We start from the raw sequence: 23,067 nt of genomic DNA, 5'->3' as shown, positions 1-23,067 counted from the left end.
TATAGAGAAGTACCCAAGTGGCTCAAGGGGCTCCCCTGCTAAGGGAGTAGATCGCGAACGCGGTGCGAGGGTTCGAATCCCTTCTTCTCTGCCAGAACTGGCCCGTTGGTCAAGTGGTTAAGACACCGCCCTTTCACGGCGGTAACACGGGTTCGAATCCCGTACGGGTCATACTAAAAGAGATAGCATAATCTGCTATCTCTTTTTTGTTATGTAAAAGTAGACTTTGAATAGTCTGCTTTTTTTATGGATTTTTGTATACTTTTTTCTATTTCAATCGTCTAACTAATAGAAAGGAGAGCGCGATGGAGTATGAACAGGTCATTATAGAAACCTCTAAGAGTATTTATAGATATTTTCTTAAAATAGGGCTAACACCACATACCCATCAAGCTAACATTTTGAAGTGCCCCCAAAACGAAAATTTCATCTTTTCATATGTGTCCATGAGAATTCAGTTCATTTTTTTTCGTTTTGGGGAACATTTAATTTCTTAAGTTGATAACGATGTGGTGGGGCCCATTATGGTCTTAATTCAAAATTGATTTTAATAATATGTTCTTGCCTACACACCAAGCGACCATCTATTTTTCTTTACATAATCTCCAGATACAGTCCATATCAACTATAGATTCTTCTCTTATGCTAAATGTATTCCCAAACAAGGAGGTAATGAAAAATGTTTAAAACATTATTAGCAGGAACACTTTTAAGTACAGGATTATTAGCGGGTGGTGCAGTTGGTGCAGAAGATGTAAAATCAGATCAAAAAGTAGAAAAAGCAAAATATAGCGAAACAATTGAAAGAACAGAAGATACAGAATCAAAACCTGTATTTGAAATGGGAGACCCTGAGAAATCGGAATATACAACAACTGTTAAAAGAACAGAAGGTACGGATTCTCAAGAAGGAAAAAATTTACCAATAAAGGAAGGTACAGAATCAAAACCTGAATTTGCAAAAACTGTTGAAAGAACAGAAGGTACAGACTCTCAAGAAGGAAAAAATGTGCCAACAAAAGAAGGAAATTAAATAATATATAGTTATAACGAAGAGCATCCAAAAAGTGGTGCTCTTTTTATATTATAGGGATCAACTAGTTTTACTCAATATAGAACTGTAGCAGGAATTAAGGCTAGAACATGAGGTACTGTCTTTTCAAATCATGGTGTTTGGAGCAATAGTTTCGGTGGTAACGTTACAACATAAACATTTTATTAGAGATTTTTTAAATTTACATACACTCTAGATAAACTACATATCAACTTCAGATACTTGTTTTATGATACAAGTAATCAAACAAAAGGAAGGCAATACAAAATGATTAAAACAGTATTAACAATGCACTCTTTTAAGTACAGGAGATTATTAAACGTACGATTCGAAGAAGTTTGAGTTATAAAAAGAAAATAGATAAATATAGTGAAAATAGATAAATTGACAAGAGAAAAGTACTTTGTGTATATCACAGGTGCTTTTTATTTTCATTTTGATATAGGGCTTGAATTAAATTTTTACACTAAAATATATACGGCAAAAAAGGGGGGAGTTCATTGCACAAAATTATTTATGGAATATTAATTTTAATTTATACTTTGTATTCATTTTTTGTAAGTGATGGAAGTGAAATAAGGTTTATTATGGTGTTAACTATAGTACTTATCTTTTCTGTGGTTTTAGAAAAAGGAAATGCAAACAAAACGACTGATTAAAGGTCGTTTTGTTTGCATTTTTTTAGTTGGCTATTAAAGTCCAGATGTTTTAGGGATGCACCAAATCGCCATCAAGCTTAAAGAACGATTTATCCCCAAACAATAAATACGAGCAAAATGCACAAAATTTTCGTTCTGGGAGTGGGATGAGATTTTAACTTGATGGCATGGGGTTTACCCTCTTACAGAGTTAGAAGACAACTCGGACATCTCTGTTACTGTGGTTGCTGACCATCGTACTGCTTTTTCTTCATTCTTGTGCCTAGTATGATGAGGGCGACATAGATTACGATGGCAATCGAATCTATAAGCGTATTCGTAAGCCCGGATACGTCAAGCAATGCCGTTACACCAAGAATAACCATCAGTCGGACGGTCAGGATCGCCGCAATCAACCATGCGGCAAACCGGATCTTTGATCGCTCGGTTTGGAATGACATGAAAATGAAAGTGATGCCGAAGACCAGATTTTCCGCCGTGATGATGTGCCAGACATACGTGAATACTGTCCGGGTACCCACGGATATCGCCTCAGTGTTGAGCGTCGGTAGCACAGCGGATTGCCCGTTCCATGCGTGCGTGACGGCAAACAGCATCGCAAGGACGCCTGCAATCAGATAATAAAAATTCCTAACCTTGATGTTCACCACAACCTTCCTTGGAAATTCCCGGTTTCTTCTTTCTCTTTTTTGTTTACTTCTTTATTATTTTTAATTTATTTTCTTAAATTGATTTTATTCACTTTAATGCAGAAAGAACACCTTTCATTTTTAAAGTGGTAATTAAACTTGTTTATTTTGATTCACAATCTTTATAAACCATCTTCATTGAGATTGATTCCACACTTGATTTAATCATTTTACACTCTATGTGAAAAAGTTCACAAATAGGTCATAATTTGTGAAGAGATTCACAATAATCCGTGCTACAATATGAATGTAAAGAAGTTAAACAACATTAAATTAGTATTTTAATTAATTACTTAAACAATAATAAAAAATAGATGTGAACAATAGAGAGGGGAAATTACAATGAAAAAAGGTATCAATCGCGTAGTATTAGTAGGAACAGGAGCTGTAGGTTGTAGTTACGCTTACTCAATGATCAACCAAGGTGTAGCTGAAGAATTCGTACTTGTAGATGTTAATGAAGCAAAAGCAGAAGGGGAAGCAATGGACTTAAGCCATGCGGTACCATTCTCTCCAGCACCAACAAAAGTTTGGAGCGGTAGCTATGCAGATTGTAAAGATGCAGACTTAGTAGTTATCACTGCTGGATTACCACAAAAGCCAGGTGAAACTCGTTTAGACTTAGTTGAGAAAAATACAAAGATCTTTAAACAAATCGTTCGCGGTATTATGGATAGCGGATTCGATGGAATCTTCTTAATCGCAACTAACCCAGTTGATATTTTAACTTACGTAACTTGGAAAGAATCTGGTTTACCGAAAGAGCGCGTAATCGGTTCTGGTACAACTTTAGACTCTGCTCGTTTCCGCTACATGTTAGGTGACTACTTAGATGTAGATCCACGTAACGTTCATGCTTACATCGTTGGTGAGCACGGTGACACTGAACTTCCAGTATGGAGCCACGCTACTGTAGGTGTACAAAAGCTAGAAACAATCTTAGCGAACAACGAACAATACAAACAAGAAGATTTAGATAAAATCTTTGAAAATGTACGCGATGCAGCTTACCATATCATCGAACGTAAAGGCGCAACTTATTACGGAATCGGTATGTCACTACTACGCGTAACTAAAGCGATCTTAAGTAACGAGAACAGCGTATTAACTGTATCTGCATACCTTGAAGGTCAATACGGTGAGAAAGATGCTTACGTAGGTGTTCCAGCTGTTATTAACCGCGAAGGTGTACGTGAAATCGTAGAACTTGAATTAAACGAAGAAGAAAAAGCGAAATTCGCTCATTCTGTGAAAGTATTAAAAGAAACAATGGCACCAGTACTATAATAATTGCTAAATGAATCAGAGGCGGGAAACTGCTTCCTACCTCTGATCATATATAAATGAATATAAATTCCTTTTCCGGTTTCCCTTGTATATCCCCAATATACCCCTGTTGCTGGAGAAGGGGCGTTTATAGAAAAAAGCACTCTATTTTCGAATAGAGTGCTTTTATGTGTTATTTTTTCGGTGTTAGTCCTAATTTCGTTGTTAGACGGCTTGTTAAATGACCTGGCACTTCTACATAGAAGTTATAGTCACGTGTATTTACAGGGAGTCTGTTTATGCTGAAGAAGCCATATTTGTCTAATTTACTTTCGTATTTATGGCGATAAGCATCAGTAGCATATACTTTTGCACCAAGTTTCGCATAATCGAATGTTTCATCTAAATATCCACGTTCGTTTACGAATGCTTCAGGCGTAATGTTTCCTTCAACTAATGAATTGTAGTTCTTTATTAAGAACAAGTATATGCTTATGAATTTTTCATTTCAATAAAATTTGTGACAAAAAATGTTGAGAAATATTATTATATGGCAGATTAATTTGTTGGTATTTTACATGGAAAATAGCGTGAAAAACGGAGAGAAATCAATAAAATAAATATTGAGCAATAAAGAATGGTGAGAAATAGTGAGGAGAAATGAAGCGTTTGCAATGAATATTCGTCAAAATTCGATATTTTATATGGAAATATGAAGAAAATTCAACATTTTCAAGAAAAAAACGTATATTTTTAAAAAAATAACAAGGATATTTCAGTTTTTCGCAGAAATGATAAAGTGTTAAAAATTTCTGTCATCTTAGTGAGGTGAGCATATTGGATGTAATAAAGTGTGAAGAAGTGAAACGAGATGAGTTTCATACAGAAAAGTACTATGACAGTTATAACATCTTTGGGGCACATATTGTGACGGAAGATGGGATGCGAGGTGTACGATTTACAGTATGGGCTCCTCATGCTAAAGCAATGAGTGTTGTTGGAGATTTTAATGAATGGGATTATGAGCAACATAAGATGCTACAAGTGACAGAAGAGGGGATTTGGTCCTTGTTTGTACCGCATATTGAAGAGAAGGAAATATACAAGTATGCGATTGAAACGATGGACGGTGACGTTATTTTAAAAGCGGATCCTTATGCAGTATATGCAGAAGTAAGACCAAATACGGCATCTGTAGTTTTTGATATAGAGGGATATGAATGGAATGATAAAAACTGGGTCCGTAAGAGAAAGAAAAAGTCGATTTATAAAGAAGCGATGACAGTTTACGAATTACATTTCGGTTCTTGGAAAAAGAAAGAAGATGGAGCTCTGTATTCTTACCGAGAAATGGCCGAGGAACTCATTCCGTATGTGGTGGAACATCAATTTACACATATTGAAATTATGCCGCTTGTTGAGCATCCATATGATCGTTCTTGGGGATATCAAGGAACGGGATATTATGCAGCAACAAGTAGATTCGGCACGCCACATGATTTGATGTATTTTGTCGACGAATGTCATAAATATGGAATCGGTGTCATTTTAGATTGGGTGCCGGGGCATTTTTGCAAAGATGCTCACGGTTTATATTTATTTGATGGGACACCGACTTATGAATATAAAGATATAGATGTACAAGAAAACCCGGTATGGGGAACTGTTAATTTTGATTTAGGAAAGAGGGAAGTACGTAATTTCTTAATTTCAAATGCGTTATTTTGGATGAAGTATTTCCATATTGATGGTTTCAGGGTAGATGCAGTTGCGAATATGTTGTACTGGAATAAAGAAGGAAAAGAGCAAAGCAATGAACACGCTGTTTCTTTCTTACGAGAGTTAAATGAAGCTGTGTTTGCAGAAGATGAAGACTTTCTTATGACAGCAGAAGATTCAACAGCTTGGCCACTTGTAACAGCTCCAACATACGAGGGTGGACTTGGATTCAATTACAAATGGAATATGGGCTGGATGAATGACGTGCTGAAATATATGGAATGTGCACCCGAGTACCGGAAATATATTCATGAGAAAATGACATTCTCTTTACTATATGCTTACTCTGAAAACTTCATATTACCGCTTTCTCATGATGAAGTCGTTCATGGGAAAAAGTCGTTATTAAATAAAATGCCGGGAGATTACTGGGATAAGTTCGCCCAACTTCGTTTATTATATGGATATTTCTTTACTCATCCAGGTAAGAAATTACTCTTTATGGGTGGAGAATTCGGGCAATTTGATGAGTGGAAAGACCTTGAAGAGTTAGATTGGAATTTACATGATTTTGAAATGCATCGTTATATGCATGATTACTTTAAAGAGCTCATAGCATTGTATAAGCGCTCAAAACCACTTTGGCAGCTTGATCATTCACCTGAAGGATTTCAGTGGATTGATGCTAATAATAATGAGCAAAGTATTTTCTCGTTTATCCGCCAAGGGGATAAGCAAGAAGATGCGTTAGTTGTCGTATGTAATTTTACGAAAGCTACATATGAAAACTATAAAGTAGGTGTACCAGATTTCGAGTATTATAACGAAGTTTTAAACAGTGACGCTGCACAATATGGCGGTTCGGGGCAAGTCAATAAGAAACGTCTCAAGACGATTCTAGAGCCGTACCATAATCAAGCAGCACATGTAGAAATTACAATTCCACCATTTGGCGTATCCATATTACGACCAGTGAAGACGAGAAAGGGGAGCAAAAAACAAGATGGCTCAAAAACAAAAGTGCGTAGCAATGTTACTAGCAGGGGGAAAAGGTAGTCGTTTAAGTGCATTAACAAAAAATTTAGCCAAGCCAGCTGTTCCATTTGGTGGTAAATATCGCATTATTGATTTTACGTTAAGTAACTGTGCGAACTCCGGTATTGAAACGGTTGGGATTTTAACACAATATCAACCGCTAGAACTTCATAATTATATTGGAATCGGAAACGCTTGGGATTTAGACCGTGTAAACGGTGGGGTCACAGTTTTACCTCCTTATGCGGAGTCTTCAGGTGTGAAGTGGTATACAGGTACGGCAAGTGCCATTTATCAAAACTTAAACTATTTAAGCCAGTATGAACCAGAATATGTCCTTATTTTATCAGGTGACCATATTTATAAAATGGATTACAGCAAAATGTTAGATTACCATATTGAGAAAGAAGCGGACGTTTCGATTTCTGTTATTGAAGTGCCTTGGGATGAAGCAAGTCGTTTCGGTATTATGAATACAAATGAAGAGATGGAAATTGTTGAATTTGAGGAGAAACCGCAATTCCCAAGAAGTAATCTTGCATCAATGGGAATTTATATTTTTAACTGGGCTATTTTAAAAGAATATTTAGAGATGGATGCAAGAAATCCTGAATCTAGTAATGATTTCGGAAAAGATGTACTTCCGCTTTTATTAGATGAAGGGAAGAAGTTGATGGCGTATCCGTTTGAAGGATATTGGAAAGATGTTGGAACGGTAAAAAGCTTATGGGAAGCGAATATGGATTTACTTCGCGATGAAACATCGTTGAACTTGAATGATCGTAATTGGCGCATTTATTCTGTGAATCCAAATGAGCCACCTCAATATATTGCAGAACAGGCAAAAGTAGAAGAATCGCTTATTAATGAAGGGTGCGTCATTGAAGGGGACGTGAAGCATTCTGTTTTATTCCAAGGAGTGACGGTGGAAGAAGGTAGTATGGTAATCGATTCTGTCGTTATGCCGGGGGCAAAGATTGGTAAAAATGTTGTGATTGAAAGAGCAATCGTTGGATCGGAAATGGTTATTGAAGATGGGACAATAATTCGTCCGGAAAAAAATGTTGATGATGTAGTGCTAATTGCTGAAGGGAAATAGAAAAGGGGGATGAAATGAATGGGAGAAAAAATGTTAGGAATTATTAATGCAACGGGAAGTTTTCCTTCCTTAAAGAAAGTAACAGGGCATCGTTCACTAGCGGCGTTACCGTTTGGGGGCCGTTATCGACTCATTGATTTCATGCTTTCAAATATGGTGAATTCTAATATTCATAGTGTGGCAGTTTTTACAAGTCATAAAAACCGTTCGCTAATGGACCATGTCGGTTCAGGAAAACAGTGGGATTTAGATAGAAAAAGAGACGGACTGTTTTTATTCCCGCCAAATTGCCAATGTGACCAAGATGAGTTTGGGTCTTTTGCACATTTTAGAAGACATATTGATTATTTTCTAAGAAGCAGAGAAGAGTACGTTGTTATTACGAATAGCCATCTCGTAACAGCATTAAATTTTCAAGCGGTGTTAGAGCGACATATACATACGGCAGCTGATATTACAGAAGTTTGCCATGAAGGGGTTTCGCTTCAAACATACGTGTTAAAGAAACAATTATTGTTAGACTTATTTGAGACATATAAAGATGTGGAGCAATATAGTTTATTCGATGTAGTGAGAGAAAAGCGGGGAAAATCACTGCATATTGCTACGTATGAGCATACAGGATATGTAGCTATTATTGACTCGATTGAAAGTTACTATAAACATAGCTTAGAAATTTTGCAACCTGTTATTTGGAAGCAATTATTTAAGAAAGAAGCACCAATCTTTACGAAAGTAAAAGATGAGCCGCCAACTCGTTACTTAAAGGGTGCAGTCGTGAAAAACACAATGATTGCAAACGGCAGTATTATTGAAGGCGAAGTAGAAAATAGTGTTGTCTCCCGTTCTGTTAAAATTGGAAAAGGTTCAATTGTTCGTAATAGCATTATTATGCAAAAGAGCCAAATTGGAGATAATTGTATAATAGACGGTGTTATTATTGATAAAGATGTGAAACTTGGCGACGGTGTAGTTTTAAAAGGGACTGCTGATAAGCCATATGTTGTAGAAAAGGGTAGTGTTCAAAATAGTACAATCAATAGTTATTCGTAAATAGCGGGTGAATAATCAGTGGGGAGGATGAAGAAAATCTCCACTGATTAAAGTTTCAATTTACATGAAAACTTGAAGGGAGGAAGCTGTAAGAAGAGCAATTTATGATGTATACGCTTTTCGCGCAGTGGGACAACAGGTGAATATTTTATTTGCAGTATCAGAATGTGTACCGTTTATTAAATCAGGAGGTTTAGCTGATGTAGCAGGAGCGCTCCCGAAAGAACTAAAAAAATTAGGGGTGAATGTTCGCATTATACTTCCGAACTATAGTCTTATCCCGAAAGAGCTAAGAGAAGGATGTACGCTTCATAAAGTAATTAATATTCCTCTTGGGTGGAGAAACCAATATTGCGGGATTTTAAAAGGTGAGCAGGACGGAATCACGTATTACTTAATAGATAATGAATATTATTTTAAGAGAGATTCTCTGTATGGTCATTATGATGATGGGGAGCGTTTTTCTTATTTTTCGAAAGCAGTTTTAGAGTGTATTCCGCATCTTGATTTTGAAGTAGATGTTCTTCATAGCCATGATTGGCATACAGCTATGGTTAATTTCTTACTTCGAGAAAAGTATCAAGATAACCCGTTATATGAGCGTATTAAAACGGTATATACGATTCATAACTTGCAGTTCCAAGGTGTATTTCCTCCTGAAGTGATGTACGATTTACTGGAACTTGGTCATGAATATTTTCATAGTGAACAGCTGGAGTTTTATGGAAATGTGAACTTTATGAAAGGCGGTATTATCGCATCTGACAAAATTACAGCGGTTAGCCCGACATATAAAGAAGAAATTCAATATGAGTTTTTCGGTGAGAAGTTAGATGGGTTGCTACGAAAATATAATGATAAGCTTAGTGGCATTGTAAATGGAATTGATACGAGCGTATATAATCCAGAAACAGATCCATATATTACAGCTCAGTATAGTGCAGAGTCATTAGATGAAAAGAATGAAAATAAACGCGCATTGCAGCGTTATTTTGGTTTGCCAGAAAAAGAAGATACACCAGTCATTTCGATGGTAACACGATTAACGAAGCAAAAAGGTCTTGATCTAGTACGTACTGTATTCCGTGAAATAATGGAAGAAGATGTACAATGTATAATTCTAGGATCGGGCGATTCGGAATACGAGCAGTTCTTTGAATGGATGGCATATGAGTATCCAGAGAAGGTAAAAGTATATATCGGATTTAATGAAGAGTTAGCACACCAAGTGTATGCGGGAAGCGATTTATTTTTAATGCCATCGCTTTTTGAACCGTGTGGACTTGGACAACTTATTGCACTAGCATATGGCACAATTCCAATTGTAAGAGAAACAGGCGGACTAAATGATACTGTACATTCTTACGATGAAGAAACTGGAGCTGGGAATGGCTTCAGCTTTACGAATTTTAATGCACATGACATGTTACATACGATTCTTCGTGCAATTGAGTTTTATCAAGATAAACCGGTATGGGAGCAACTTGTAAAGCAAGCGATGACTGAGGACTATAGCTGGAGAAAATCAGCTCTTGCATATAAGGAATTGTATAAGAGTCTCATGGAATAACATTTAGGTGGTGAAAAAATGTTTACTCATGTTGAATGTTTCAAATCAGCTTTTCTAGAAAAACTAGAGACGATGTATGGGAAAAGTTTCAAAGATTCTACAACTCGTGATCAGTATAATACGCTTGGTCATATGGTTCGTGAGTATATGAATAGTCAATGGATTGCAACGAATGAAAGTTATCGGTCTGGAGATCAAAAGCAAATGTATTACTTATCCATTGAGTTTTTACTTGGGCGTTTGCTTGGAAGTAACATGTTAAATTTAGGCATTCGAGATGTGTGTGAAAAGGGACTTTCTGAACTTGGAATTTCTTTGCAAGAGTTAGAAGAGATTGAAGCAGATGCTGGCCTTGGTAATGGTGGACTTGGACGTTTAGCAGCCTGTTTCCTCGACTCGCTCGCTTCTTTAAACTTGCCAGGACATGGCTGTGGTATTCGTTATAAACATGGCTTGTTTGATCAAAAAATTGTTGATGGCTACCAAGTGGAATTTCCAGAACAGTGGCTTCTTCATGAAAATGTTTGGGAAGTAAGAAGGTATGATCAAGCTGTAGAAGTAAGTTATTTTGGAAACGTTGAACCACTAGAAATTGATGGACGTTTAGAGTTCCGGCATACAAACGCAGAAGTTATTATGGCAGTACCATACGATGTTCCAGTTGTAGGCTATGAAACGAGTACTGTAAATACGCTTAGACTTTGGAATGCAGAGCCAGTTCCTTTCCCGCAAAATTGTAAAGATATTTTGAAATATAAGCGTGAAACAGAGGCAGTATCGGAGTTTTTATATCCAGATGATACGCATGATGAGGGGAAAATACTTCGTTTGAAACAACAGTATTTCCTCGTATCAGCAAGTTTGCAAAACATCGTTCGTATGCATAGGGAGCGACATGGTAGTCTTCGTCAGTTACATGAAAAAATTGCGATTCATATTAACGATACACATCCAGTTCTAGCTATTCCGGAACTTATGCGTATTTTATTAGATGAGGAAAAACTAGCATGGGAAGAAGCTTGGAACATCACAACGCAGACGATTTCCTATACGAATCATACGACGTTATCAGAAGCGCTTGAGAAATGGCCAATTCACATTTTTAAACCGTTATTACCGAGAATTTATATGATTATTGAAGAGATTAATGAACGTTTCTGTCGTGAGCTTTGGGAACGTTATTCATACGATTGGAATCGCATTGAGAACATGGCAATTATTGCGCATGACCTTGTGAAAATGGCTCATTTGGCAATTGTCGGAAGTCATAGTGTAAATGGTGTAGCGAAAATTCATACGGAAATTTTAAAGCAGCGTGAAATGCGATTGTTTTATGAATTTTATCCAGATAAGTTTAATAATAAAACGAATGGAATTGCTCATAGGCGCTGGTTAATGAAGGCGAATCCGCAGCTGACGAATCTTATTTCGGAAGCGATTGGAGAAGAGTGGAAGAAGCAGCCAATTAAACTGCAAGCGTTACAAGCTTTTCATCAAGATGCTAGTTTTCAAGAAAAGCTTGCAGGGGTAAAAAAAGAGCGTAAGGTCATTTTAGCAGAGCGCATTCAAAATAAAATGGGGATTCATATTGATCCAAATTCTATTTTTGATGTGCAAGTGAAAAGGTTACATGCCTATAAACGACAATTATTAAATGTTCTTCATATTTTATACTTGTATAACCGTTTAAAAGAGGATACTAGTTTTTCATTTTACCCGCGCACTTTTATTTTTGGAGCGAAAGCATCACCTGGCTATTATTATGCGAAGAAAATTATTAAATTAATAAATGAACTTGCAAGAAAAGTAAATAATGATCCATACGTAAGTCAATATATGAAAGTTATCTTTCTAGAAAACTACCGAGTTTCTTTAGCGGAAGATATATTCCCGGCAGCGGATGTAAGCGAACAAATCTCAGCTGCAAGTAAGGAAGCATCAGGAACAGGGAATATGAAATTCATGATGAATGGTGCAATTACACTCGGAACGTTAGACGGGGCTAATATTGAAATAAAAGACCGGGTCGGTGATGAAGCCTGTTTCATTTTCGGCTTAACAGCGGAAGAAGTGCTTCATTACTATCAAAATGGTGGATATCGTGCAGGTGACTATTATCACCACAATATGCACATTAAAAAAGTAGTAGATCAGTTAACGAATGGTTTCTTTGCACATGCTGGGGCTGAATTTGAAGCAATTTACGATTCCCTCGTTATTCAAAATGATGAATACTTCGTTCTTCGAGATTTTAGTCCATATGCTGAAAGACAAGAAGCTGTCGGTAGAGCCTATGAAAATAGGACGAAATGGTTAGAAATGTCGATTTTAAATATTGCACAATCTGGGCATTTTGCAAGTGATCGAACAATTTTGCAGTACAGCAATGAAATTTGGGGTATTGGTAATACGGTAAAGCTATTTTAAATAGATTGCCATATTTGGAACGGTACGATAATGCATGAAATTATATCGGTGATTCTTCGAATATATCGACCGCAACTCCAAATATATCAGCGATTTTTAAGCTATATCGATTTACCGACAAAAGTTTACAATGGTAGCAAGTTATGAATCAGAAGAGGGTGTTCCAAAACGGGGGCATCCTCATTCATTATGTTAAAACGTGGTGAATGGGATATATGTATGAGCAATCTAATTTGGAAAGTGAAAGATTAATATTAACGCAGGTACAACATTCGCATGTAGATGATTTGTTTGAAGTGTATTCGGATTCCGAAGCGGCTATATATGTACCTCGGGAAGTGCATAAAACGAAAGAGGAGACTCATAGTTTATTAGAAAATATGCTTGTAACGATAAGAGAAGGTAAGGCTCTTATATGGTCTATTATGCTGAATGATAAACAAAAGGTAATTGGAACGTGTGGAATATGGCTCATGCCACATAATAGTGCATCGATCGGGGCTGTAATTAGCCCAGTATATTGGGGAAAAGGATTTATTGTGGAAGCTTTAGAGAAACTTATTGAAGTTGGCTTTCAGGAGCTAAGTTTGAACCGCATTGAAGGAAGATGTGATGTGAAAAATGTAGCTTCTGAACGCGTGATGCAAAAATTAAAAATGTCATATGAAGGTACATTGAGGCAGAGTGTAAAAATTAATAATACGTATAGTGATTCTAAAATATATTCACTTTTAAAACAGGAATACGATTACTTAGAAAAGTAAAACGAGCTTAATGAGATTAAGCTCGTTTTACTTTTTTTGCTTAAGAAAGAAATGAGATAGCGGTATAAATTATACCTGTTCCGCCATATTCCTCTGTCGCAAAGTATGAAAATGTAAAGAAACCTGTAAACGAAAAAATTATCATGAGAAAAAGTGCAAAGAAAAATTTTAGCATGTAAGGTCCCCTCATCCGAAAGTAAATTCATATATTATTATAGTCTACAAATGTTTAATTTCCAATTGTTTACTGTTTAAAAATGAGAAGTCAGACATGTTTTGTATGTTGTAATGGAATGATTATTCGCAATAGATTTTGTGTTCTTCGTAAATGTCATGTTGTGATGAACGTGTGCATATTCCCAATCTTGTTCATTAAAATGGACATGTCGCGGAGGAAGAAGAGGAACGACATCGAATAAATTGACAAAGCGAAAGCTGCTAGCTACTTGCAATTTATAATAATTTCGAAAGGCAATATCTCCAACTTTTGGAGAGGCAAATGTATAAAGACCGTATTGTGCGAAGGCAGTATTTATACGTGCATCTAGTATGTGTAATGTAGCGAGTGCTCCCCCTAAGCTATGGCCTGTTGCAAGAAGTTTCTTATGGGCTGGTAACGATACGAGCATATCCATAATGGAATCCCGGCAAGATTCATAAATTGAAAGAAAGCCATTATGGACATTTCCGCTATTTAAAGCATAGGGGTATGGCCTTTGGTTGACGAGTGAATCGATAATCCAATCTGTATCTGTTTGTGTGCCCCTAAAAGCTACAATAATCGTATCCTCAGATTCTAATATGAACCCAAACCAATCCGTCGTTTGAATCGCTTTTCCTTGAAAGCCTTGTACATATTGGAATCCATCAGGTATTTCAAAAATCCCGTTGTGTTTATATTGTTCATATGTTAGACCGCAGCAGGATGCTAACAATATGGCAGTATCTTTATCAAAGGATAAAGGAGTACGCATCAAGCAAGCCCTCCTTAAGAAAAGGTATAGTTCAATATATGAGTGAGGGACTTGATTCATTCTTTTGGAAAACCGGTTGATGATCCAGAAGTCCAAAACCTTGTCGATCAGCATATGAAGGCAACTCTTAAGTATGTCGGAGAAGGGACGATGTATTCTTTAAGTAAAAAAATAGAGGATGTAGAAGAACAATATAATAAGATGATGCCATCTCCTTATACAGAGGAAGAAGAGGTATGGCTTAATGAAGTGATGGAATATTATATGATTCAAAATGGCTTGTATAGCCCGCCTAAGTAAAAAGCGCCCTATAAGGGCGCTACTTTTTACTCTTTTCCATCTAACAAGCGACCAAGTCCGCCTAAAACGCTGCCTTCACCGCTGTTTTGAGCTGCTGGGCTTGTAAGGCGTGCTGCTAAGCGGCTAAGTGTTAAGGACTGGATCCAAACCGTTCCAGGCCCTTCTAACGTTGCGAAGAATAAACCTTCGCCGCCAAATAGAGCTGTTTTTACTTTTCCAACGAATTCAACATCATAGTTAACGTCTTTTGTCATTGCAACGAGACAACCTGTATCAATGCGAAGTTTTTCACCAGGTTTTAATTCACGCTTATATACTGTTCCGCCTGCGTGCATGAAAGCAAGTCCATCACCTTCAAGTTTCTGCATGATGAAACCTTCACCACCGAAGAAACCACTGCCTATTTTTTTCGTAAATTCAATACCGATAGAAACACCTTTTGCAGCGCAAAGAAATGCATCTTTTTGGCAGACTACTTTTCCTTGATATTCTGTTAAATCAACTGGAACAATCTTTCCTGGATAAGGAGCGGCGAATGATACGTGTCGTTTGCCATGGCCCGTATTTGTAAATACAGTCATAAACATACTTTCACCTGTAACGAGACGTTTACCAGCGCCCATTAATTTGCCGAATAAACCGCCAGATGGTCCGGAACCATCACCGAAGATCGTTTCCATTTCGATATGATCTTCCATCATCATCATTGCACCGGCTTCAGCGATAACGCTTTCTTCTGGGTCTAATTCAATTTCAACGAACTGCATATCATCGCCATATAATTTATACTCGATTTCATGTGCTTGCATTTTTTCACCTCATAATATGTAGTAATTATATTGTATAGAAATTAAAGGAATTAGAATACTGTATTTTTGTTAATTTTTGAATAAAAATAGAATGAAAATTTAAGGTTATACTAGGATTATAAAAAACGATGGGATGAAAGTGTTCTCATTTGACGTATTGGATTGAGCGTGATATAGTGAAGTCACTATTGAGCTACATAATGTGGTACGGAAATAAAGCACGTTGAATTAAAGGCTGTAAGCTTGTTATACATTCATGTCCTTTATATCCACCTTTTCATGTGGATTCATAGTTTCATTTTTATTTAGGAGGTACATGACATGCAAACAGGTAAAGTTAAATGGTTTAACGGCGAAAAAGGTTTTGGCTTCATCGAAGTTGAAGGCGGAGAAGACGTATTCGTACATTTCTCAGCAATCCAAGGCGAAGGCTTCAAAACTTTAGAAGAAGGTCAAGAAGTTTCTTTCGAAATCGTTGAAGGCAACCGCGGACCACAAGCAGCTAACGTTACAAAAAACTAATTAGCTAGCGAAAAGAAAGCATTCCGAACTTCGGAATGCTTTTTTTATGCTTTAGAACCAGACTCATCTGAAGATAATTCACCTTTAAAAGTGCGTTCTTCAAAGTCATCAAGCATTTGTTCATATTCTTCATGTTCCTCTGTTGCGAAAACTTGCGGGTTTTTTCCATACATATCTGTTCCGATAAAGTTTTCGAAATCCTCTACATAGCCAACATTCTCTTCACTATTTACGTACATTCCATTAAAGTTTTTTGAATCATGTCTTTCTAAATCAGACGGTGTTTCTGACGTCCCGTAGTTTGCAACATCTTGCCATGCATCTTCAGCATCGTATTCAACAGAGCGATCTTCGTCGTGTTTTTGAAACGAAGGAGCCAACACTTCTTCTTCAACTGGGCGCGCCTTCATATCTAATTTGTTTGTAGTGTGCTGAATACACGTTGTAGCAGTCGGCATTGCTTCTAATCTTTCGAACGGAATTTCTTCACCAGATACTTCGCAAATTCCGTACGTACCAGCTTCAATTTTTTGCAGGGCATGTTTCGTATCTTCTAACTGTTTATGCCAAAATTCGATGAGACCGAAATCTTTCTCACGTTCGTACAATTCTGTAGCCATATCACCAGGATGGTTGTCATAAGCAGATAATTCTCCCACTGAATCACGTTCAGAAGCGCGGTCTGTATTCTCATGGGTTTGTATTGTTTGTTCAACTTCTTGCTGTTGTTTTTCTAAAATGGATTTAAATTGATTTATTTGTTGTGGAGTTAACATAGTCGTCCACCCTCCTACAATTCAGTTTCTTTATGTAGTATGAGCGTTGGCGAGAGGAATTATGAGATGAATTTCAGTGCCGTGATTTGGCGAGAGGTCGATATAACTGAAAAATCGCTGATATATGAAAAAGGAGCCGCCTAAGCAGCTCTTTCTTATAGGAAATATCCAAGTAATAATCCGATTCCCATTAGGAGACCGAAGATTGTGTTTGTTTTTGCTGTTGCAATCATAGCAGGTACCATTTCCATTGGAATGCTTTTGCCGATAAAGCCCTTTGTCGCTTTAAATGCTTTTGGTGCACTTAAGAATACGATAAGCATCCATGGTGATACGATGTTAACGATAATTAAAGCAATTGTCCAAATGTAGGAAACGATGAACATAGAAGCAAGAACACCAACTGCTCTTTCGCGTCCAACGAGAATCGCCAATGTTTTACGACCATTTTCTTTATCACCATCTAAATCACGGATGTTGTTAGATAGTAAAATTGCACCGATTAAAATGGAGCTTGGAATAGATAGTAAAACTACTTCTGATGTTACTGCTCCTGTTTGGATAAAGAATGAAATACCGATAATAATGACACCCATAAATAATCCTGCTGTTAGCTCTCCAAATGGTGTATATGCAATTGGAATTGGGCCACCCGTGTAAAGGTAAGCAACAGCCATACAAACAAGACCGATCGCGGCAAGCCACCAGCTAGAGTTCATACAAATATAAACACCTAATAGTATTGCGATACCAAAAAATCCGAATGCTAAGTTAAGCACGGTTTTTGGTTTAATGCCATCGCGGACGATAGCGCCGCCAATTCCAACTGAACCTTCATGATCTAATCCTCTTTTATAATCAAAGTATTCATTAAACATGTTTGTTGCTGCTTGAATGAGAAGGCAAGCAAGAAGCATCATAAAGAATAGAGGAAGATGTATTTGATTTATACCTCCGACCTGCATTGCATAAGCTGTTCCGATGAAAACAGGAACGAAAGCTGCTGTTAATGTATGGGGACGTAATAAACTCCACCAAATGCGCCAGCCTGTTTGTTTACTTGGCTTTGGCGCCGTAGGAGAGGAATTCGTTTCGACGTTCATTTCCATGTTGAATCCTCCTTGGTCACATATTGTACACAATTAAGTGTAGAAAAAGCATCATTTAGTGTCAACGTTTATTTTCTAGGAAGAGAAGGTGAATTTCTCAGAAATGCTAAACGTTGACAGGCCTTTCCTTTGAGGTGTATCTTAAAATCAAGCGTAATTATGACTATTTTTCGCCCATAGGGGGGAGACAATTGTGATTCAAACGAAACAAAAAGGCTTACAAGAAGTTCTTGTTACAGCTATTAAGCGTGCGACTGATGAAAAAACATTGGTTAGTTTTGTAAAACAAATAGATTGGGTGGATCCACTTCTGTTTTATGCAGCAGGAAAAAGGATTGCATTCGAAAATAGATGTTATTTTGCAGACCCAGCTCAGCATGTAATATTTGCTGGAATTGGCTCTGTTTTCACTATAGCAAATTCTTCTCACGAACGCTTTCAAAGTGCTCGTGATGAGTGGCATCAATTGCAGGAAAAAGCGATTGTTCAAAGAGAAGGATACGAATTTGGAACAGGACCTCTTTTATTTGGCGGATTTTCATTTGACCAAGAAAAAGAGAAAACGGATCTTTGGAAGGAATTTAAAGATACAACATTTTTACTACCAGCATTTTTATTAACTGTAAAAAATGAAAAAGCGTGGTTAACGATTAATAAGTTTGTTTCAGCTGAAGATTGTGCAGAAACTCTTTATAACGAAATTATTTCTTTAGAAGAGAGAATTTTACAAGAGAGTAAATGTGCACTAGAAGGAGAACAACTAACAGTTACTTCTAAAGTAGAAGTTGATCCGAAGGGCTGGATGAATGCGATTGGAAAAGTGCAAGATGAGATGAAGCAAGGGAACGTGCAGAAGGTTGTATTAGCAAGGGAGCTAAAATTAACGATGGATCAGCATATTGATTCCTCTCTTGTTTTAGAAGCGCTTCGCATTGGGCAACCGGATTGTTACGTATTTTCTTTTGATTATAAAGGAGCATGCTTCTTAGGGGCCACACCTGAGCGATTGATTCGAAAAGAAGGCGAGAAGTTTACATCAATGTGCCTTGCTGGTTCAATTGGTCATGGTAGTTCTATAGAAGAAAGTAAACAAAATGGTGAGACGCTTCTTCATGATGAAAAGAATTTGGCAGAACACGGCTATGTAGTTAACATGATTCGAGGTGTACTAAGCGAGCATTGCGAATCTGTTAATATTCCGGAGAGCCCAGGCTTATTAACGACGAAAAACTTAATCCATTTATATACACCTGTGGAAGCAAAAGGTGACTCAAGTCTTTTAACGATGGTAGAAGAATTGCACCCAACGCCAGCTCTTGGTGGTACACCTCGTCATGAGGCGTTGAAGTTAATCCGTGATATAGAGGTTTTAGATAGAGGATTGTATGGTGCACCAATTGGCTGGATAGATGATGAAGGAAATGGTGAATTTGCGGTTGCGTTGCGTTGCGGATTATTAAATGGCGAGAAAGCATCCTTATTTGCCGGCTGTGGTATTGTAATTGATTCAGTAGCGCAGCTTGAATATGAAGAAACAAGTTTGAAGTTTAGACCGATGCTTGGTGCTTTGGAGGAATTAATGAAATGAACAATCATATAGAAGCATTATCATATTATTTAGGCGCGTTCGTGGATGAACTGACGCGTCTAAATGTATGTGATGTTGTCATTAGTCCAGGCTCACGATCAACGCCGATTGCCTTACTAATGGAACAACATGAAGGAATGAAAACATATTTACATGTAGACGAAAGATCAGCGGGATTTTTTGCGCTCGGTATTGCGAAAGCAAAAAAACGTCCTGTTGCACTATTATGTACGTCAGGAACGGCAGCAGCGAACTATTATCCAGCTGTATGTGAAGCTTTTCATTCACGAGTACCGCTTATCGTATTAACAGCGGATAGACCACATGAATTAAGAGATGTGGGTGCACCACAGGCGATGAATCAATTTAATTTATATGGTACTTTTGTAAAGCAATTTATGGAGATGGCACTTCCGGAGGCGAGCGAAACGATGTATCATTACGCTCGTATGACGACCCAGCGTGCTATAGCAAGCGCACTCCTAGCACCGCAAGGGCCTGTTCATCTTAATTTTCCGCTTCGCGAGCCGCTAATCCCAGATTTCTCATTAGAAAACTTATGGGATAAAGGTCGTGGTGAATATACAGGAGTAGTTCAACAAGGGAATGTGACGATGCCGAGTGAATATGTGAATTCTCTTGTAGGGCGCCTTTCAAATATGGAAAAGGGGCTTATTATTTGTGGAGATGATAGTCATCCAGAAATTACAGCGGTTGTTACGAAACTTGCTGAGAAAACAGGGTATCCAATTTTAGCAGATCCACTTTCTAATATTCGTAGCGGGCATCATGATAAAATGATGGTGATTGATTGTTATGATACATTTTTACGAAATGAATTGTTAAAAGAATCATGGAAGCCAGATGTGATTATTCGCTTCGGTGGTATGCCTGTTTCTAAAGCGTTAACTCAGTTCATAAAGAAACAAACGACAGCGGTTCATATCGTTGTAGATGAATCAGGGCAATGGAGAGATCCAGCTCTTGTTGCGACTGAAGTAGTATGTGCAAGCGATAACGATTTTTGTAAAGCATTAATAGAGAAAATGCCAGTTATGAAAAAGAATGATTGGTTCGGAATGTGGAAACATATAAACGAGAAAACGAAGGAAACGCTTCGTGAGATGGAAACATATGAAACTGCATTTGAAGGGAAAGTAATTACGGATATTGTACGTGTATTACCAGAAGGGGCAACGTTATTTGCAAGTAATAGTATGCCAATTCGCGATACAGATTCATTTTTCTTCACATCGGATAAAAACATTCAAGTAATGGCGAACCGTGGTGTAAATGGTATTGATGGAATCATTTCGACAGCATTAGGAGCGAGCATTATTTGTGATCCGCTCGTATTAGTAATCGGCGATTTATCATTTTATCACGATTTAAACGGACTATTAGCCGCAAAATTACATGAGTTAAATATAACGATTGTTGTTGTAAATAATGATGGTGGAGGTATTTTCTCATTCTTACCACAATACGAGAAAAAGGAACATTTCGAATCATTATTTGGAACACCAATTGGGCTTAATTATGAACATGTTGTCAAAATGTATGATGGTTCATTTAGTCGTGTAAACGGGTGGGAAAATTTCCGAGAAGAAGTACAAAAGGGAACGACGACAAAAGGATTACACGTTGTAGAAATTTGTACGAATCGCGAAGAAAACTTGAAATTACATCGTGAATTATGGGCAAAAACAATGGATGTTATTACTACATCTCTGCAAGGTGAATCAAAATGAAAGTAACGTTGCAAGGTGTGACGTATGAATATGGGGTAGTAGGAAGCGGGGAACCACTTCTACTTCTTCATGGTTTTACGGGAAGCATGGAAACGTGGCGTTCCTTTATTCCTTCTTGGAGCGAGCAGTTTCAAGTCATCCTAGTAGATCTTGTTGGACACGGGAAAACGGAAAGTCCTGAAGATGTGACGCAGTATGACATTCAAAATGTGGCACTGCAAATGAAAGAACTACTGGATCATCTTCATATTGAAAAAGCACATATACTTGGCTATTCAATGGGCGGTAGACTTGCGATTACGATGGCGTGTTTATATCCAGAATATGTGCGTTCTCTTCTTTTAGAAAACTGTACAGCTGGGCTCAAAAGTGCAGAGGAGCGAAAAGAACGCCGGGGGAAAGATGAACGACTTGCCGATAAAATTGAACAAGAAGGCATCGAAAGTTTTGTATCGATGTGGGAAAATATTCCGCTGTTTGAAACGCAAAAACGTTTATCCCAAAACGTAAAAGAAGATGTGCGGAAAGAACGACTTGCTAACAATCCAAAAGGACTTGCAAATAGTCTTCGCGGCATGGGAACAGGGGCTCAACCTTCATGGTGGAACGAGCTACAAAACCTAAAAATGCCTGTCCTTTTACTGAATGGAGAAAGCGATGAAAAGTTCTTTCGCCTATTAAAAAACATCGAAAAATGCATCCCACACGCGAAATTTGTCAAAATTGATGGTGCTGGCCATGCAATTCATGTGGAACAACCGGAAAAGTTTGATACAATAGTAAAGGGATTTCTTAAAACTATGCAGTGATACTTTTTCGTCGAGAAGGAAGTTGAACTTATAGAGGAGATCAGAACTATAAAAGGAGGTAATAGTAATGGCTATTGAATGGGTAAAAGAAGGCAATTACGAAGATATTATTTATTCAACATACAATGGTATCGCAAAGATTTCGATTAACCGCCCTGAAGTACATAACGCATTCCGTCCTAAAACGGTAATGGAGTTAATCGATGCATTTGCACAAGCTCGTGATGATGCAAATGTTGGCGTTATCATTTTAACAGGTGAAGGTGGACGTGCATTCTGTTCTGGCGGCGACCAAAAGGTTCGCGGTCATGGTGGATATGTAGGTGACGACCAAATCCCACGTTTAAACGTATTAGACTTACAACGTCTAATTCGCGCAATCCCTAAACCGGTTATCGCAATGGTAGCAGGTTATGCAATCGGTGGTGGACACGTACTTCATATCGTATGTGACTTAACAATCGCTGCAGACAACGCTGTATTCGGACAAACAGGTCCTAAAGTAGGTAGCTTTGATGGTGGATACGGAGCTGGTTATTTAGCTCGTATGGTAGGCCATAAGAAAGCTCGTGAAATTTGGTACCTATGCCGTCAATACAACGCACAAGAAGCGCTTGATATGGGCTTAGTAAACACAGTTGTACCATTAGAAGAACTTGAAGCAGAAACAGTACAATGGGCACAAGAAATTTTAGCAAACAGCCCAATGGCACTTCGTTTCTTAAAAGCTGCATTCAACGCAGACACAGACGGTTTAGCTGGTATTCAACAACTAGCTGGAGACGCAACGTTATTGTACTACACAACTGACGAAGCAAAAGAAGGCCGCGACGCGTTCAAAGAAAAACGCAGCCCGGACTTCGGTCAATTCCCTCGTTTCCCTTGATCAAAAGCGGAAGCGGCTCGCTCAGAATGTGAGGGGGATGGAGCTTCTGACAAAGAGGCGCTTTTTGCCTCGTAGGAAGAAGCGAAGCCACCGAACATTCTAGCTGCTGTAGCTGGATGAAATTAAAAGCGGAGCCGACTGTTTAGCCCCGTCGGCTAAGGTTCTTTCGCACAGAAAGTGTTTTTTACTTTCTCGTGCGGAAGGTTCT

General features: G+C 37.8%; 19 protein-coding genes, 2 tRNA genes and 2 pseudogenes. 17 read left to right on the top strand and 6 right to left on the bottom strand.

Features of this window, described 5'->3' with window-relative positions; translation table 11 throughout:
* Positions 1 to 3: 3 nt before the first annotated feature.
* The 4 genes from BAU28_RS07455 to BAU28_RS30340 all read left to right on the top strand — a co-directional run bounded on the left by BAU28_RS07455 (position 4) and on the right by BAU28_RS30340 (position 1,713).
* Positions 4 to 94 (top strand) — tRNA-Ser (locus tag BAU28_RS07455).
* A 5-nt stretch (positions 95 to 99) separates the two neighbouring features.
* A tRNA-Glu gene (locus tag BAU28_RS07450) sits at positions 100 to 171 on the top strand.
* Between the two features lie 508 nt (positions 172 to 679).
* Positions 680 to 1,033 (top strand): hypothetical protein, encoded by a 354-nt coding sequence (locus tag BAU28_RS07440; RefSeq protein WP_071718203.1) that lies wholly within the window; start codon positions 680 to 682, stop codon positions 1,031 to 1,033.
* A 521-nt stretch (positions 1,034 to 1,554) separates the two neighbouring features.
* Positions 1,555 to 1,713 (top strand): hypothetical protein, encoded by a 159-nt coding sequence (locus tag BAU28_RS30340; protein ID WP_165615151.1) that lies wholly within the window; start codon positions 1,555 to 1,557, stop codon positions 1,711 to 1,713.
* A 215-nt stretch (positions 1,714 to 1,928) separates the two neighbouring features.
* On the opposite strand, the gene BAU28_RS07435 is transcribed toward BAU28_RS30340, so the two are convergent.
* Positions 1,929 to 2,363 carry a hypothetical protein gene (locus BAU28_RS07435; RefSeq protein WP_083594594.1) on the bottom strand — a complete coding sequence of 145 codons (435 nt, stop codon included), beginning with the start codon at positions 2,361 to 2,363 and terminating at the stop codon, positions 1,929 to 1,931.
* 381 nt (positions 2,364 to 2,744) lie between these two features.
* Between BAU28_RS07435 and BAU28_RS07430 the strand changes: the two genes are divergently transcribed.
* On the top strand, positions 2,745 to 3,689 hold the full coding sequence (locus BAU28_RS07430) for an L-lactate dehydrogenase (protein WP_002173979.1): 945 nt from the start codon (positions 2,745 to 2,747) through the stop codon (positions 3,687 to 3,689).
* 190 nt (positions 3,690 to 3,879) lie between these two features.
* Here the strand turns inward: BAU28_RS07430 and BAU28_RS07420 are convergent.
* Positions 3,880 to 4,134: pseudogene (locus BAU28_RS07420) on the bottom strand (dockerin type I domain-containing protein); the annotation flags it as partial.
* Between the two features lie 371 nt (positions 4,135 to 4,505).
* Between BAU28_RS07420 and glgB the strand changes: the two are divergent.
* The 6 genes from glgB to BAU28_RS07390 all read left to right on the top strand — a co-directional run bounded on the left by glgB (position 4,506) and on the right by BAU28_RS07390 (position 13,335).
* Positions 4,506 to 6,443: a 1,4-alpha-glucan branching protein GlgB gene (gene glgB / locus BAU28_RS07415; protein WP_071718201.1), complete on the top strand. Its 1,938-nt coding sequence runs from the start codon at positions 4,506 to 4,508 to the stop codon at positions 6,441 to 6,443.
* Positions 6,391 to 7,521, top strand: coding sequence for a glucose-1-phosphate adenylyltransferase (gene glgC, locus BAU28_RS07410; protein ID WP_002173977.1), 1,131 nt, complete (start codon positions 6,391 to 6,393; stop codon positions 7,519 to 7,521). The genes glgB and glgC overlap by 53 nt, the downstream gene beginning before the upstream one ends.
* Positions 7,522 to 7,539: 18 nt before the next feature.
* Positions 7,540 to 8,574 carry a glucose-1-phosphate adenylyltransferase subunit GlgD gene (gene glgD, locus BAU28_RS07405; RefSeq protein WP_071718200.1) on the top strand — a complete coding sequence of 345 codons (1,035 nt, stop codon included), beginning with the start codon at positions 7,540 to 7,542 and terminating at the stop codon, positions 8,572 to 8,574.
* 139 nt (positions 8,575 to 8,713) lie between these two features.
* The gene (glgA, locus tag BAU28_RS07400; protein ID WP_071718199.1) at positions 8,714 to 10,144 is read left to right on the top strand and encodes a glycogen synthase GlgA; all 1,431 of its coding nucleotides are present in this window, start codon (positions 8,714 to 8,716) and stop codon (positions 10,142 to 10,144) included.
* Between the two features lie 18 nt (positions 10,145 to 10,162).
* A complete protein-coding gene (gene glgP, locus BAU28_RS07395) occupies positions 10,163 to 12,571 on the top strand; it encodes a glycogen phosphorylase (RefSeq protein WP_071718198.1) in 2,409 nt (802 codons plus the stop codon).
* 206 nt (positions 12,572 to 12,777) lie between these two features.
* Entirely contained in the window at positions 12,778 to 13,335 is a 558-nt protein-coding gene (locus BAU28_RS07390) for a GNAT family N-acetyltransferase (protein ID WP_048374363.1), read from the top strand.
* A gap of 251 nt (positions 13,336 to 13,586) precedes the next feature.
* Here the strand turns inward: BAU28_RS07390 and BAU28_RS07385 are convergent, their stop codons facing one another.
* Complete coding sequence (locus BAU28_RS07385) at positions 13,587 to 14,309, bottom strand: lipase family protein (protein WP_048374364.1); 723 nt, start codon at positions 14,307 to 14,309, stop codon at positions 13,587 to 13,589.
* An 81-nt stretch (positions 14,310 to 14,390) separates the two neighbouring features.
* On the opposite strand from BAU28_RS07385, the pseudogene BAU28_RS07380 reads away from it, so the two are divergent.
* Positions 14,391 to 14,609 (top strand): annotated as a pseudogene (locus tag BAU28_RS07380) (hypothetical protein); the annotation flags it as partial.
* Positions 14,610 to 14,635: 26 nt separating this feature from the next.
* On the opposite strand, the gene BAU28_RS07375 reads toward BAU28_RS07380, so the two are convergent.
* Positions 14,636 to 15,418 carry a TIGR00266 family protein gene (locus BAU28_RS07375; protein WP_025148825.1) on the bottom strand — a complete coding sequence of 261 codons (783 nt, stop codon included), beginning with the start codon at positions 15,416 to 15,418 and terminating at the stop codon, positions 14,636 to 14,638.
* A gap of 321 nt (positions 15,419 to 15,739) precedes the next feature.
* Between BAU28_RS07375 and cspD the strand changes: the two genes are divergently transcribed.
* Positions 15,740 to 15,940, top strand: coding sequence for a cold-shock protein CspD (cspD, locus tag BAU28_RS07370; protein ID WP_001193053.1), 201 nt, complete (start codon positions 15,740 to 15,742; stop codon positions 15,938 to 15,940).
* Positions 15,941 to 15,984: 44 nt separating this feature from the next.
* On the opposite strand, the gene BAU28_RS07365 is transcribed toward cspD, so the two are convergent.
* Together BAU28_RS07365 and BAU28_RS07360 are read right to left on the bottom strand one after the other, a co-directional pair.
* Complete coding sequence (locus BAU28_RS07365) at positions 15,985 to 16,716, bottom strand: yteA family sporulation protein (RefSeq protein WP_071718197.1); 732 nt, start codon at positions 16,714 to 16,716, stop codon at positions 15,985 to 15,987.
* A 155-nt stretch (positions 16,717 to 16,871) separates the two neighbouring features.
* Entirely contained in the window at positions 16,872 to 17,825 is a 954-nt protein-coding gene (locus BAU28_RS07360) for a 1,4-dihydroxy-2-naphthoate polyprenyltransferase (RefSeq protein WP_025148827.1), read from the bottom strand.
* Between the two features lie 193 nt (positions 17,826 to 18,018).
* Here BAU28_RS07360 and BAU28_RS07355 point away from each other — a divergent pair, with 193 nt between their 5' ends.
* The 4 genes from BAU28_RS07355 (at position 18,019) to menB (ending at position 22,859) form a co-directional block, all read left to right on the top strand.
* Positions 18,019 to 19,413 (top strand): isochorismate synthase, encoded by a 1,395-nt coding sequence (locus tag BAU28_RS07355; RefSeq protein ID WP_071718196.1) that lies wholly within the window; start codon positions 18,019 to 18,021, stop codon positions 19,411 to 19,413.
* Positions 19,410 to 21,164: a 2-succinyl-5-enolpyruvyl-6-hydroxy-3-cyclohexene-1-carboxylic-acid synthase gene (gene menD / locus BAU28_RS07350; protein ID WP_071718195.1), complete on the top strand. Its 1,755-nt coding sequence runs from the start codon at positions 19,410 to 19,412 to the stop codon at positions 21,162 to 21,164. Before BAU28_RS07355 ends, menD begins: the two co-directional genes overlap by 4 nt.
* Positions 21,161 to 21,973 carry a 2-succinyl-6-hydroxy-2,4-cyclohexadiene-1-carboxylate synthase gene (menH, locus tag BAU28_RS07345; RefSeq protein WP_071718194.1) on the top strand — a complete coding sequence of 271 codons (813 nt, stop codon included), beginning with the start codon at positions 21,161 to 21,163 and terminating at the stop codon, positions 21,971 to 21,973. Before menD ends, menH begins: the two co-directional genes overlap by 4 nt.
* A gap of 67 nt (positions 21,974 to 22,040) precedes the next feature.
* Entirely contained in the window at positions 22,041 to 22,859 is an 819-nt protein-coding gene (gene menB, locus BAU28_RS07340; RefSeq protein ID WP_000963881.1) for a 1,4-dihydroxy-2-naphthoyl-CoA synthase, read from the top strand.
* Positions 22,860 to 23,067: the final 208 nt, after the last annotated feature.

Origin of the sequence: Bacillus paramycoides, from assembly GCF_001884235.1 — a bacterium.
Lineage (GTDB): Bacteria > Bacillota > Bacilli > Bacillales > Bacillaceae_G > Bacillus_A > Bacillus_A paramycoides.
This window is presented reverse-complemented; position numbering and strand designations above follow the sequence as displayed.

Coding starts and splice junctions, on each gene's coding strand:
- glgP (WP_071718198.1), top strand. CDS start 10,163: ATGTTTACTCATGTTGAATGTTTCAAATCAGCTTTTCTAGAAAAACTA.
- glgC (WP_002173977.1), top strand. CDS start 6,391: ATGGCTCAAAAACAAAAGTGCGTAGCAATGTTACTAGCAGGGGGAAAA.
- BAU28_RS07430 (WP_002173979.1), top strand. CDS start 2,745: ATGAAAAAAGGTATCAATCGCGTAGTATTAGTAGGAACAGGAGCTGTA.
- BAU28_RS07375 (WP_025148825.1), bottom strand. CDS start 15,418: ATGCAAGCACATGAAATCGAGTATAAATTATATGGCGATGATATGCAG.
- BAU28_RS07390 (WP_048374363.1), top strand. CDS start 12,778: ATGGGATATATGTATGAGCAATCTAATTTGGAAAGTGAAAGATTAATA.
- glgD (WP_071718200.1), top strand. CDS start 7,540: ATGGGAGAAAAAATGTTAGGAATTATTAATGCAACGGGAAGTTTTCCT.
- BAU28_RS07440 (WP_071718203.1), top strand. CDS start 680: ATGTTTAAAACATTATTAGCAGGAACACTTTTAAGTACAGGATTATTA.
- BAU28_RS07385 (WP_048374364.1), bottom strand. CDS start 14,309: ATGCGTACTCCTTTATCCTTTGATAAAGATACTGCCATATTGTTAGCA.
- BAU28_RS07365 (WP_071718197.1), bottom strand. CDS start 16,716: ATGTTAACTCCACAACAAATAAATCAATTTAAATCCATTTTAGAAAAA.
- menH (WP_071718194.1), top strand. CDS start 21,161: ATGAAAGTAACGTTGCAAGGTGTGACGTATGAATATGGGGTAGTAGGA.
- menB (WP_000963881.1), top strand. CDS start 22,041: ATGGCTATTGAATGGGTAAAAGAAGGCAATTACGAAGATATTATTTAT.
- cspD (WP_001193053.1), top strand. CDS start 15,740: ATGCAAACAGGTAAAGTTAAATGGTTTAACGGCGAAAAAGGTTTTGGC.
- menD (WP_071718195.1), top strand. CDS start 19,410: ATGAACAATCATATAGAAGCATTATCATATTATTTAGGCGCGTTCGTG.
- BAU28_RS07360 (WP_025148827.1), bottom strand. CDS start 17,825: ATGGAAATGAACGTCGAAACGAATTCCTCTCCTACGGCGCCAAAGCCA.